The organism is Bacillus sp. SORGH_AS_0510, assembly GCF_030818775.1.
In the GTDB taxonomy this organism is placed as follows: domain Bacteria; phylum Bacillota; class Bacilli; order Bacillales; family Cytobacillaceae; genus Neobacillus.
The window spans coordinates 3,552,079-3,565,585 of the sequence record NZ_JAUTAU010000001.1 but is presented as its reverse complement, the minus strand read 5'-3'; the positions used below and the strand labels follow the sequence as shown (position 1 = coordinate 3,565,585).

Annotated in this window: 11 protein-coding genes and 1 pseudogene; all 12 read left to right on the top strand. The window is 40.6% G+C overall.

Annotation, left to right across the window (positions count from 1 at the left end):
• Positions 1 to 27: 27 nt before the first annotated feature.
• Positions 28 to 519 carry a signal peptidase II gene (gene lspA, locus QE429_RS18165; RefSeq protein WP_307288994.1) on the top strand — a complete coding sequence of 164 codons (492 nt, stop codon included), beginning with the start codon at positions 28 to 30 and terminating at the stop codon, positions 517 to 519.
• On the top strand, positions 491 to 1,402 hold the full coding sequence (locus tag QE429_RS18160) for an RluA family pseudouridine synthase (RefSeq protein ID WP_307288992.1): 912 nt from the start codon (positions 491 to 493) through the stop codon (positions 1,400 to 1,402). Before lspA ends, QE429_RS18160 begins: the two co-directional genes overlap by 29 nt.
• 378 nt (positions 1,403 to 1,780) lie before the next feature.
• Positions 1,781 to 2,323: a bifunctional pyr operon transcriptional regulator/uracil phosphoribosyltransferase PyrR gene (pyrR, locus tag QE429_RS18155; protein WP_307288990.1), complete on the top strand. Its 543-nt coding sequence runs from the start codon at positions 1,781 to 1,783 to the stop codon at positions 2,321 to 2,323.
• 173 nt (positions 2,324 to 2,496) lie between these two features.
• The gene (locus tag QE429_RS18150) at positions 2,497 to 3,807 is read left to right on the top strand and encodes a solute carrier family 23 protein (protein WP_307288988.1); all 1,311 of its coding nucleotides are present in this window, start codon (positions 2,497 to 2,499) and stop codon (positions 3,805 to 3,807) included.
• A gap of 158 nt (positions 3,808 to 3,965) precedes the next feature.
• Positions 3,966 to 4,910, top strand: a complete 945-nt coding sequence (locus QE429_RS18145) for an aspartate carbamoyltransferase catalytic subunit (RefSeq protein ID WP_307288987.1) — start codon at positions 3,966 to 3,968, stop codon at positions 4,908 to 4,910.
• Entirely contained in the window at positions 4,870 to 6,156 is a 1,287-nt protein-coding gene (locus QE429_RS18140) for a dihydroorotase (RefSeq protein WP_307288985.1), read from the top strand. Before QE429_RS18145 ends, QE429_RS18140 begins: the two co-directional genes overlap by 41 nt.
• Complete coding sequence (locus tag QE429_RS18135) at positions 6,153 to 7,244, top strand: carbamoyl phosphate synthase small subunit (RefSeq protein WP_307288984.1); 1,092 nt, start codon at positions 6,153 to 6,155, stop codon at positions 7,242 to 7,244. Before QE429_RS18140 ends, QE429_RS18135 begins: the two co-directional genes overlap by 4 nt.
• Positions 7,237 to 10,446, top strand: coding sequence for a carbamoyl-phosphate synthase large subunit (gene carB / locus QE429_RS18130; RefSeq protein WP_307288983.1), 3,210 nt, complete (start codon positions 7,237 to 7,239; stop codon positions 10,444 to 10,446). Before QE429_RS18135 ends, carB begins: the two co-directional genes overlap by 8 nt.
• A pseudogene (locus tag QE429_RS18125) lies at positions 10,443 to 11,218 on the top strand (dihydroorotate dehydrogenase electron transfer subunit). The gene carB and the pseudogene QE429_RS18125 overlap by 4 nt, the downstream one beginning before the upstream one ends.
• Entirely contained in the window at positions 11,215 to 12,156 is a 942-nt protein-coding gene (locus QE429_RS18120) for a dihydroorotate dehydrogenase (RefSeq protein ID WP_307288982.1), read from the top strand. The pseudogene QE429_RS18125 and the gene QE429_RS18120 overlap by 4 nt, the downstream one beginning before the upstream one ends.
• A complete protein-coding gene (gene pyrF / locus QE429_RS18115) occupies positions 12,128 to 12,844 on the top strand; it encodes an orotidine-5'-phosphate decarboxylase (protein ID WP_307288980.1) in 717 nt (238 codons plus the stop codon). The genes QE429_RS18120 and pyrF overlap by 29 nt, the downstream gene beginning before the upstream one ends.
• Positions 12,841 to 13,473 carry an orotate phosphoribosyltransferase gene (gene pyrE, locus QE429_RS18110; protein ID WP_307288978.1) on the top strand — a complete coding sequence of 211 codons (633 nt, stop codon included), beginning with the start codon at positions 12,841 to 12,843 and terminating at the stop codon, positions 13,471 to 13,473. The genes pyrF and pyrE overlap by 4 nt, the downstream gene beginning before the upstream one ends.
• Positions 13,474 to 13,507: the final 34 nt, after the last annotated feature.

Sequence of the window (13,507 nt, the reverse complement as noted above, 5' to 3'; positions counted from 1 at the left end):
TCAGTTTAGACTTGGGGGTATTTCTTAGTGTTTTATTACTTAATCGCACTTTTTGTTATTTTATTAGATCAAATTACAAAATGGTTAATTGTAAGTAAAATGAATTTAGGTGACAGTATACCCATCATCGACAATATTTTGTATATTACTTCTCACCGTAATCGTGGTGCAGCATGGGGAATTTTACAAGGACAAATGTGGTTGTTTTATGGAATTACAATTATAGTCATAATTGCTATTATGTATTATATTCATAAAGCTGCAAGAGGAAAATGGTTATTAGGGGTATCTTTAGCTTTAATGCTAGGTGGAGCAATCGGGAATTTCATAGACCGTGTTGTTCGGAAAGAAGTGGTGGATTTTATTCACACTTATATTTTCACCTATAATTTTCCTGTCTTTAATATTGCAGACTCAGCATTAGTCGTTGGAGTTATCGTATTAATGATTCAAATGCTGCGTGAAGAGAGAGAATCAAAGGAGAAATTACATGGAGAAAATGGAACACACCATTCTTGAAGAGCAAAAAGGTGATCGTATTGATAAGGTTATTTCTAGCCTTAATGAAGAGTGGTCAAGGTCGCAAGTTCAGCAGTGGATTAAAGATGAGAATGTCCTTGTAAATGGGCAATCCATTAAAACAAATTATAAATGCAGTACGAATGACAGGATTGAAATTACTATTCCTGATCCAGAAGAATTGGATGTTGTACCAGAAGATCTAAATTTAGAGATTTTTTACGAAGATAAAGATGTTTTAGTTGTTAATAAACCAAGAGGGATGGTCGTCCATCCTGCACCTGGACATATGACAGGAACATTGGTTAATGGTTTAATGGCTCACTGTAAAGACTTATCAGGAATTAATGGTGTCCTACGACCTGGAATTGTTCATCGTATTGATAAAGACACTTCTGGTTTATTAATGGTTGCCAAAAATGATATGGCGCATGAGAGTCTTGTTAATCAGTTGGTTGAAAAAACAGTTACAAGAAAATATAAAGCGATTGTACATGGGGTTATTCCACATGATTTTGGTACGATTGATGCTCCGCTAGGAAGAGATCCAAAAGATCGTCAAAGTATGACTGTGGTTGATAAAGGTAAGCATGCTGTTACTCATTTTCATGTCATTGACCGCTTTAAGGACTTTACATTTGTAGAATGTCAATTAGAGACAGGCAGGACTCATCAAATTCGTGTGCATATGAAGTATATTGGCTATCCATTAGCCGGTGACCCAAAATATGGTCCGAAAAAAACGTTAGATATCGATGGACAAGCTCTACACGCTGGTGTTCTTGGATTTGTGCATCCACGAACAAACGAATATCTAGAGTTTGAAGCGCCGCTTCCGGAGGATTTCGACCAGCTTCTTCAAAAATTGCGAAATAACCGTTGACGAAAAACGAAATATCTAGTAAGATGACTATAGTTTATAAGTCCTTTAATTTGGTCCCGTGAGGCTGAGAAGGAACGGTTAATGGTGTAGGCTAGGTATGCCTATATCTAATGAAATTAACTCGTCAACCTCTCGCCAAAATCGGTGAGAGGTTTTTATTTTATAGACTGTGTTAAAGAACAGTGTTGGTTTATACATCCTGTTGATTGGAGTGGAAGGCACGAAGACTCCTGTGGGAGTATGGTTCAGGGGAGACCCCGCAGACGCTTACGTCGAGGAGGCTCGCCGAAATACCCACGAACCGCTCGTGCCTGGAGCGGAAATCAACAGGCAAGTTTAACAGAGCCATTTTATTTTATAAAAAAGAAGGTGTGTCATATGAACCAAAAAGCGATCGTTCTTGATGAACAAGCAATAGGGAGAGCACTAACAAGGATCGCCCACCAAATTATTGAAAAAAACAAGGGTATAGAAGATTGTATCCTTGTGGGGATTCGCACACGAGGTATTTATATAGCTAACCGACTTGCTTCTAGAATTGAAGAAATCGAAGGCAGTCCGATTCCAGTAGGTGAAATAGACATTACCCTATATCGTGATGATCTTTCGAAGAAAACGGACAATCAAGAACCACTCGTGAAAGGTTCTGATATACCAGTCAATATTAGTGATAAAAAAGTCATTCTTGTAGATGATGTTTTATATACAGGTAGAACGGTAAGAGCGGGTCTAGATGCATTAATGGATATAGGTCGTCCGGGTGCTATCCAGTTGGCTGTCTTAGTGGACAGGGGCCATCGTGAGCTTCCAATCCGTGCAGACTATGTAGGAAAGAACGTTCCGACATCAAGCGAAGAAAAAATTGTTGTTGAATTAGCAGAAGTCGATAAGGTGGATCAAGTAAGCATTTTTGACAAATAAATAGCAGCCCTTTTTAAAGGCAGTCCTGTGAGGCTGACAAAGGGGAGAACGCCGAGAATTATTCATTACGGCATTTCCATACCCTCTTTGTACCCTCCGTGGCAAAAGAGGGTTTTTTTTATGGCAATAGTAGAAAATAAAAGATAATCGAAAATAAATTAGGGGAGAAAACAATGAATAATAAACCTATCCTAGATGTAACAGATAAACCAAAACCATCCCAATTGCTTACTTTAAGTTTACAACATTTATTTGCAATGTTTGGGGCAACAATCTTGGTTCCATACCTTGTAGGTTTAAGTCCAGCGATTGCGCTAATCTCAAGTGGACTTGGAACGTTAGCCTTTTTACTAATTACAAAAATGCAAGTACCAGCTTACTTGGGTTCATCATTTGCCTTTATTGCTCCGGTAGTTGCAGCCAAAGCGGCAGGGGGACCAGGAGCAGCAATGGTGGGTACATTTCTTGCAGGTCTCGTATATGGAATAGTTTCTTTAGTTATTAGTAAGGCGGGACATAAATGGATTATGAACTTACTGCCACCTATCGTGGTAGGTCCAGTTATTATCGTCATTGGCTTAGCACTATCAGGAACAGCTGTAGGAATGGCAATGAATAATCCTGCTGGTAAGTACAGCATGCTTCATTTCTCTGCAGCCCTTGTAACATTAGCAGCGACGATCATCTTCTCCATATATGCGAAAAAAATGTTGAGTATTATTCCGATTTTAGCGGGGATTATCGTTGGGTATATATACGCACTTATAGTAGGAATTGTGGATTTCTCACCAGTCTTGAAAGCGCCTGTGTTCGAAATGCCACAGTTTATCATTCCATTTGTAAGCTATAAAGTAAAATTCACATGGGATTTAGTCGCATTAATGGTACCGGTAGCGGTTGTGACTTTGTCAGAACACATCGGACACCAGTTGGTTTTAAGTAAGGTAGTGGGCCGTGACTATATTAAAGAACCAGGACTTCACCGCTCTATTCTTGGAGATGGAACAGCAACCATTATTTCAGCATTAATTGGCGGACCGCCTAAAACAACGTATGGTGAGAATATTGGTGTCCTTGCTATCACACGGGTATACAGTGTATATGTTATTGCAGGAGCAGCCGTGCTCGCTATCATCTTCGGATTTATTGGAAAAGTAACAGCCCTTATCAGTACCATTCCTACTCCTGTAATGGGCGGGGTTTCAATCCTTCTGTTCGGTATCATTGCTTCATCAGGATTAAGAATGTTAGTCGATAGTAAAATTGACTTTGGAGATAAACGTAACCTAGTGATCTCCTCCGTTATTCTTGTCATAGGAATTGGCGGAGCAATAGTAAAGCTGCCATTTAATATTCAAATTCAAGGAATGGCCTTAGCTGCAATCATTGGTGTGCTTTTGAATCTAATTCTTCCAGGGAGACAATCTGCTGAAGAGAACATGTTTGAAAAAGAAGAAATGGAAAACAAAAAGAAAACTGCATAAATAAAAACCTTTTAAAGGAAGTCCAGAGAGGCTTATAAGGGTGTGAATACGAATAACCAAGCAGGAGTATTACATTGGTTACTTAGTATGGACGTTCAACACCCTAATCATGAGATTAGGGTGTTTTTTCTTAAATAAAAGAGAGGCGGGGACCATGAATGTTACGTCACTTACTAACAACTAACGAGTTGAAAGTTGAAGAGGTTGATCAAATATTGGTTGATGCAAACAAGTTTGCTGAAGGAATAAAATGGCAGCCCGACAGACCGGTTTTTGTAGCAAATTTATTTTTTGAAGCAAGCACAAGAACAAAAAGCAGCTTTGAAGTAGCGGAAAGAAAATTAGGATTAGAAGTCATTCCCTTTGAAGTACAAACGTCGAGTGTGCAAAAAGGTGAAACGCTTTACGATACAGTGAAAACCCTTGAAACAATTGGTGTAAATACGATGGTAATCCGGCATGAACAAGACCGCTACTTTGATGAATTGGTTGGAAAAGTAAGTATTCCCATTATTAATGGGGGAGACGGGTGCGGTCACCATCCAACACAATCATTACTTGATTTGATGACGATTAAGCAAGAGTTTGGGCAATTTCGTGGGTTAACCATTGCCATCATAGGCGACATTCGTCATAGCAGAGTAGCGCGATCCAATGCAGATGTATTAACCAGACTTGGAGCAGAAGTGATTTTTTCTGGACCAGAGGAATGGTTTGATGGCCATAGTGTGGATATTTCCAAGTATAGGCCCATTGATATAGCAGTAAAAGAAGCTGATGTAGTTATGCTTCTCCGCGTTCAACATGAACGCCATCAGCAAAAAAGCAGCTACATGGCTAACGAGTATCATAAGCAATTCGGTCTTACATTAGAAAGAGAAAAACTGATGAGACCAAAGAGTATCATCATGCATCCAGCTCCAGTTAATCGCAATGTAGAAATAGCTGATAGCTTAGTAGAATGCACGCGATCAAGAATTTTTAAGCAAATGGAAAATGGTGTATATGTCAGAATGGCAGCTATTAAAAGAGCGATTGAAAGTCTTGAAGGGGGAAAAAGATATGAAACTACTTATTCAAAACGCATGTTACATAGCATTTGATGGAGTGAAAAAACAAGGTGATATTTTAATAGAAGACGGAATCATTACAAAAATCGATACAAAAATTGATACAAGTGTGGATCGAAAGGTCGATGCATCAGGAAAGCTAGTTTCACCAGGTTTTGTTGATTTACATGTTCACCTACGTGAGCCAGGCGGTGAAAAAAAGGAAACCATCGCAACGGGTACCCTTGCTGCAGCTAGAGGGGGCTTCACAACCATCGCTGCCATGCCGAATACAAGACCGGTGCCTGACACCAAAGAACAAATGGAATGGCTGCAAACCAGAATCCAAGAGACAGCAAAGGTAAGAGTATTACCATATGCATCTATCACCACTAGACAATTGGGGCAGGATCTGACTGATTTTGAGAAGCTGAAAAAAGCTGGAGCATTCGCATTTACAGATGACGGAGTGGGTGTTCAGTCCGCTGAAATGATGCTTGCTGCGATGAAAAAGGCTCGAAAGGTCAATATGGCGATTGTTGCACACTGTGAAGAAAATACTTTAATTAATAAAGGTTGTGTCCATGAAGGATCCTTTTCGGCAAAACATGGATTAAACGGAATCCCTTCTGTGTGTGAATCCGTGCAAATTGCAAGGGATGTTCTATTAGCAGAAGCGAGCGGCTGCCATTACCATGTCTGCCATATTAGTACAAAAGAATCTGTCCGAGTCGTTAGAGATGCAAAACGAGCCGGCATACATGTTACTGCAGAAGTAACACCCCATCACTTGTTATTATCTCAAGACGATATCCCAGGGCTCGATGCTAACTTTAAGATGAACCCGCCGCTCCGGGATCAAGCAGACAGGCAGGCATTAATCGAAGGATTGCTTGATGGGACAATTGATTTTATAGCAACCGATCATGCTCCACATACTGAAGAGGAGAAAAGTGAGGGGATGCTATTAGCACCATTTGGAATCGTTGGTTTAGAGACGGCGTTCCCGCTTATGTATACACACTTTGTACAAAAAAATATCATCACACTAGAGCAATTGATTGAATTTTTAACGGTTAAGCCAGCGGAAGCATTTGGTCTTCCATATGGGAAAATTGAAGTGGGATCACCTGGGGATTTAGTCCTTCTAAACTTAGAGGATGAACAAGTTATTAATCCTGAAGAATTTCTATCAAAAGGTAAAAATACTCCATTTGGAGGTTGGAAATGTAAGGGATGGCCTGAAATGACAATCGCTGAAGGGCAAATAGTTTGGGAAAAAGGATGTGTACTAGCATGAAGAAACAGCTGATATTAGAAGACGGTACGATATTTATTGGAAAAGGCTTTGGTAGTGATACAGAAATCATTGGTGAAGTGGTTTTTAATACAGGAATGACCGGCTATCAAGAAATTCTTTCAGACCCATCCTATTGTGGTCAAATTGTGACACTTACCTATCCGCTTATTGGGAATTACGGGATTAATCGTGATGATTTCGAATCGATAAATCCTGCTGTAAAGGGCTTTATTGTGAAGGAAGCATCGGACTTTCCTTCCAATTGGAGAAGTGAATATACTTTAGCAGAATACTTTGAAATGAAGAAAATCCCTGGAATTGCAGGGATAGACACAAGAAAATTAACAAGAATCATCCGTCAATACGGTACCTTAAAGGGTGCAATTTGTGGCATAGAAAAAAATGCAGAGGAAGTTTTGAAGCACCTGCGAGGGGCATCCCTACCGACCAATCAAGTAAAGCAGGTATCAACAAAAAATGCTTATCCAAGTCCTGCACGTGGGAAAAGAGTTGTCCTCGTAGACTTTGGAATGAAACACGGGATATTACGGGAGCTAAACCAGAGAGACTGTGACGTAATTGTTGTTCCATATCATACAACTGCTGATGAAATTCTTCAGTTACGACCAGATGGAATTATGCTTTCAAATGGACCTGGAGATCCAAAGGATGTACCCGAAGCCATTGATATGTTAAAAGGGGTTTTAGGGAAGGTTCCTCTTTTTGGAATTTGTCTTGGACATCAGCTATTTGCACTAGCATGTGGGGCTAATACCGAAAAAATGAAATTTGGTCATCGTGGTTCCAACCACCCGGTCAAAGATTTATCTACCGGAAAAATTGCAATAACATCTCAAAACCATGGGTATACGGTTGAAGAAGATTCAATAAAAGATACAAGATTAGCAATCACTCATATCGCCGTTAATGACGGAACAGTTGAAGGACTTAAACATTTAGATTATCCCGCCTTTACAGTTCAGTATCATCCGGAAGCTTCACCAGGACCGGAAGATGCCAATAGACTATTTAATCAGTTTCTTGCAATGATGGAAAAGAACAAACAGGAGGTTACAGCAAATGCCTAAACGTAAAGATATTCACTCCATTCTAGTAATTGGTTCAGGACCAATCATCATTGGCCAGGCTGCCGAATTTGACTATGCCGGTACACAGGCTTGTATTGCTTTAAAAGAAGAAGGCTATAGGGTTATTCTTGTAAACTCTAACCCTGCTACGATCATGACAGATACAGAGATTGCTGATGCAGTTTATATAGAACCACTTACAGTAGAATTTGTGAGCCGAATCATTCGTAAGGAACGTCCAGATGCACTATTAGCCACCCTTGGCGGGCAAACAGGCCTTAACCTTGCAGTTGCATTATCAGAATCTGGAGTTTTAGAAGAATGTGAGGTTGAGATTCTCGGTACCAAACTTTCAGCCATTAAACAAGCAGAAGACAGAGATCTTTTCCGTAGCTTGATGAATGAGTTAAATGAGCCGGTTCCAGATAGTGAAATTATCCATGAATTAGCTGAGGCAAAGGCATTTGTTGAAAAGATTGGTTTTCCAGTTATTGTTCGTCCTGCATACACGTTAGGCGGGACAGGCGGAGGCATTTGTCATAACCCTGAAGAATTAGAGGAAATAGTTTCAAGTGGATTAAAACATAGCCCCGTAAATCAATGTTTACTAGAAAAGAGCATTGCTGGATTTAAGGAAATTGAATACGAAGTGATGCGCGATGGAAACGACAATGCGATTGTTGTTTGTAACATGGAAAATATTGATCCGGTTGGCGTACATACCGGGGATTCAATTGTAGTTGCTCCAAGTCAGACATTAAGTGATCGAGAATATCAGCTTTTACGAAATGTTTCCCTTAAAATCATCAGAACGTTAGGAATTGAAGGGGGATGTAACGTTCAGCTTGCCTTAGACCCAAATAGTTTTCACTATTATATTATCGAAGTAAATCCTCGAGTAAGCCGTTCTTCGGCTCTAGCCTCTAAGGCTACAGGTTATCCGATTGCAAAGCTTGCTGCGAAAATTGCGGTTGGTTTAACACTTGATGAAATGTTAAACCCAGTTACAGGGAAGACCTACGCTAGCTTTGAACCAGCACTTGATTATATCGTTACGAAAATTCCAAGATGGCCGTTTGATAAGTTTGAGTCTGGTAACCGTTCATTGGGCACCCAAATGAAAGCAACAGGAGAGATTATGGCAATCGGCCGAACGTTTGAAGAATCACTGTTAAAAGCGATTCGTTCATTAGAGACTGGTGTTTACCACTTTGAATTAAATGGTGCAGAGGAAATCAATAATGAGTTACTCGAGAAACGAATTCGTAAAGCAGGAGACGAAAGGCTATTTTACATCGCAGAAGGGTTAAAACGTGGAATTACCATCGAAACCATCCATCAATGGAGTAAGATAGATTTATTTTTCCTAAAAAAAATGGAGGGTATCATTGAACTAGAAAGACAGCTTGCAATGAATCCACTAGACCAAGAAATTTTAAGCGAAGCAAAGCAAAAAGGCTTTACCGACAAAAAAATTGCTGAACTATGGAATTTGTCTGAGAGCGATATTAATAACCTACGGAAACGCAGTGGGATCGTCCCTGTATATAAAATGGTGGATACCTGTGCGGCAGAATTTGAATCAGCAACCCCATATTATTATGGAACGTACGAAGAGGAAAACGAGTCAGTGGTAACAGATCGAAAAAGCGTTATCGTTCTCGGCTCCGGACCTATCCGCATTGGGCAAGGGATCGAATTTGATTATGCTACCGTTCATTCCGTAAAGGCAATTAAGGAAGCGGGATATGAGGCCATTATCATTAACAATAATCCTGAAACAGTATCTACGGATTTCAGTATATCAGATAAGCTATATTTCGAACCGCTTACGATTGAAGATGTAATGAATGTCATTGAGTTGGAAAAACCAATTGGAGTGGTCGTTCAATTTGGTGGGCAAACAGCTATTAATCTTGCTGCAAAACTTGCTGAAAATGGTGTGAAGATTTTAGGAACTAGTCTTGAGGATTTAGATCGTGCAGAAAATAGAGATAAATTTGAACAAGCTCTTGAACAGTTAAACATTCCACAGCCTCTAGGGAAAACAGCATTATCGGTGGAAGAAGCACTGGTGATTGCCAACGAAATCGGGTATCCCGTCCTAGTCCGACCATCTTATGTGCTTGGTGGAAGAGCAATGGAGATTGTCTATCAAGAAAATGAACTGCTTCATTACATGAAGAATGCAGTTAAGGTAAATCCAGAACATCCAGTCTTAATCGACCGTTATCTAACAGGAAAAGAAATCGAAGTAGATGCGATCTGTGATGGGGAAAATGTATTAATACCAGGTATTATGGAACATATTGAGCGAGCAGGTGTCCATTCGGGTGACTCGATTGCTGTGTATCCGCCTCAAACACTATCTGAAGATGTGAAGAAAACACTTGTTGAATACACAATAAGAATGGCTAAAGGCTTAAATATCGTGGGATTGCTGAACATTCAATATGTATTGTCTCAAGGACAAGTGTATGTTCTCGAAGTTAACCCGCGTTCAAGTCGTACAGTACCATTTTTAAGTAAAATAACCCAAGTACCAATGGCAAAGATTGCAACAAAAGCAATTTTGGGAGTTTCAATAATCGATCAAGGCTATTCAAATGGACTGGTTCCAGAGAAATCAGGGGTGTATGTAAAAGTTCCGGTTTTCTCATTTGCGAAGCTAAAAAGTGTGGATATTACCTTAGGACCAGAAATGAAGTCAACAGGAGAGGTAATGGGTAAGGACATGACCCTCGAAAAAGCTCTTTACAAGGGATTGGTTGCTTCTGGCATGAACATTCAAAAATTCGGCACTGTATTGTTTACTGTTGCAGATAAAGATAAGCAAGAAGCATTAAAGCTTGCGAAGCGTTTTGCATCAGGGGGCTATCGATTAATGGCAACAAGCGGTACTGCAGAAGTGTTGAAGGCAGCAGGACTTCAGGTGAAAGTGGTTGAAAAAATTGGGTCTGAAGGGAAAAACCTCTTAGATGTCATCCATAATGGGGAAGCCCAGTTTATCATCAACACGCTGACAAAAGGAAAGCAGCCGGAACGAGATGGATTCAGAATTCGTCGTGAAGCGGTTGAAAATGGAGTTCCTTGCTTAACTTCTTTGGATACAGCGGACGCAATCCTAAAGGTGATTGAATCGATGAATTTTTCAGCAGAAGCGATGGCTGTAGAAGAGAAAAAGGAGGCCGTTTTTGCATGATTAGAAAGGAATTATGCAAAATCGTCAGCCAAGACGAAATTGCCCAAGATATTTATGAGCTCGTAGTCGAAGCTGAATTGGTTAATGAAATAACGGAACCAGGTCAATTTGTTCATATTCGGGTCTCAAACAGCTGGGATCCCTCTTTACGGAGACCAATTAGTATTTCTTCTTACGATAAAAAAAGCAAACTACTGACGATGATTTATCGGAAAGAAGGAAAAGGGACTTCACTACTTGCGAACATGAAACCTGGGATGGACCTTGATATTCTGGGACCGTTAGGAAATGGTTTCCAGGTTGAAGAAGTAAATGCAGGAGAAACAGCACTATTAGTTGGCGGCGGGATTGGTGTCCCGCCTTTATATGAGCTGTCCAATCAACTGAAGGCTAAAGGCGTAAATGTCATTCATATCCTAGGATTTCAAACTGAATCTGCTGTCTTTTATGAAAGTGAATTCATGAAAAATGGAGAAACTTTTGTTGCAACGGTAGATGGAACGTATGGAAGAAAAGGATTTGTCACGGATGTGATGAAAGAAGTAGACTTTGACACTATTTATACGTGCGGACCTACTCCGATGCTTAGAGCCATTCAACAAAATTATCAAGATAAGAAACTATTTTTATCATTAGAAGAGCGTATGGGGGATGTGGAGTAGGTGCTTGCTTTGCCTGTGTCTGTAAAAGCGTAGACGATCCACAGGATGTTTCGTATAGAAAAGTTTGTAGCGATGGGCCGGTATTCCGAGCAGGGGAGGTTTGTATATGAGTCGATTAAAGATAGAGTTGCCGGGATTAACATTGAAAAATCCAATTATGCCTGCTTCTGGCTGTTTTGGATTTGGCAGGGAGTATAGCCAGTTCTATGATTTGAGTGAGCTGGGAGCTATCATGATTAAAGCGACAACTGCTGAACCTAGATTCGGAAATCCTACACCAAGAGTAGCTGAAACTTCTGCAGGGATGTTGAATGCAATCGGCCTGCAAAACCCTGGTCTGGAAAAAGTCATGTCCAATGAACTACCTTGGCTTTCACAGTACGATGTGCCTATCATTGCAAATGTGGCTGGTTCGGTAGAAGAAGATTATGTAAGAGTTGCAAAGGAAATATCACAAGCTCCTAATGTACATGCGCTAGAACTAAATATTTCGTGTCCAAATGTGAAAACAGGGGGAATTGCATTTGGGACACTTCCTGAAGTGGCTAAACAGTTAACGAAGAAGGTAAAAGAAGTTTCTGAGGTTCCTGTTTATGTAAAATTGTCGCCAAATGTAACTAACATCGTGGAGATGGCTCGGGCAGTTGAAGAAGGCGGGGCTGATGGATTAACGATGATTAATACACTAGTGGGGATGAGATTGGATTTAAAGACTGGTCAACCGATTTTAGCAAATGGGACGGGTGGTTTATCAGGTCCAGCAATTAAACCAGTGGCGATTCGAATGATTCACGAAGTAAGTCAAGTTGTGTCTATACCAATTATTGGAATGGGTGGAATTCAATCCGCAGAGGATGTAATTGAATTCTTTTATGCTGGGGCAAGTGCGGTTGCAGTTGGGACAGCGAATTTTGTGGATCCCTTTATTTGTCCAACGATAATAAGGGAACTCCCGGACCTCTTAGATAAATTAGGTTTCGAACATATTAGTGAATGTAGGGGAAGGAGCTGGATGAGGCATGAACAACTCGCTTATCATCGCGCTTGATTTTTCAAACAAGCAAGAGGTAGAACAATTTTTAATTCCTTTTAGCGGGAAAGAGTTATTTGTAAAAGTGGGCATGGAATTGTACTACCAAGAAGGTCCTTCAATGATTGAATTTTTGAAAGAAAAAGGGCATCGAATTTTTCTAGATTTAAAGCTTCATGATATTCCTAATACGGTTAAAAGTGCGATGAAGGGCCTTGCTCGAATGGAATGTGACTTGGTCAATGTTCATGCTGCGGGTGGTAAAGAAATGATGGAGGCAGCAATTGAAGGGCTGGTGGCAGGAACTGCTGCTGGAAGAACACGTCCTGCTTGCATAGCTGTCACTCAGTTGACAAGTACTTCTCAAGAACAAATGAATAGGGAACAGCTCATTCCTGTTCCGTTAAAGGAATCTGTCCTTCATTACGCAGGTTTAACGAAAGAAGCAGGACTAGACGGGGTAGTCTGCTCTGCATGGGAAGCTGCTGAAATTCGGGAAAAGCTAGGCAGGGAGTTCTACACCGTGACACCGGGAATTCGAATGGTATCCGATGAGGTAGGAGACCAAAAGCGAGTTGCGACCCCGACTTTTGCTAAAATTGCAGGGGTAAATTCCATAGTTGTGGGACGTTCCATAACAAGGGCAGTTGACCCATTAGCAAGCTATGAACTATGGATGAAGGAATGGAAGGGAGTAAGATTATGAAACATTACATCGCTGAAAAACTATTAGAAATAAATGCAGTTGCCCTAAAACCACAGGAACCATTTACATGGACCTCTGGACTTCGCTCACCTATTTATTGTGACAACCGATTAACACTTTCCTTCCCATCTGTTAGAAAAGATATTGCACAGGGGTTGAAAAAACTCATTCTTGAAAATTTTTCTGATACAGAAGTAATTGCGGGAACAGCTACTGCTGGGATTCCTCATGCTGCATGGGTAAGCGATTTGCTAGATTTACCGATGTGCTATGTCCGTTCCAAGCCAAAAGGGCATGGAAAAGGAAATCAAATTGAAGGAAGAGTAGTTGAGGGGCAGAAAGTGGTCGTTGTTGAGGATTTGATTTCGACTGGCGGAAGCGTTATTACGGCTGTTCAAGCATTACGGGAAGCGGGCTGTGAGGTCCTTGGGGTGGTATCTATCTTTACCTATGGACTTGAAAAAGGGAAAGAGGCCTTTGCACAGGAAGGAATTAAAAGTGAATCATTAACTGATTTTCCTTCATTAATAGAGGTTGCTATTGAAAAGGGTTATGTTAGCGAAACAGATCAAGCTAGCCTGTTGGATTGGAGAATGGATCCTCCTGCATGGAGCGAGAGAATTAAGTAAAATGAAGAGAAAAAGCCCCGGAAATCCCGGGGCT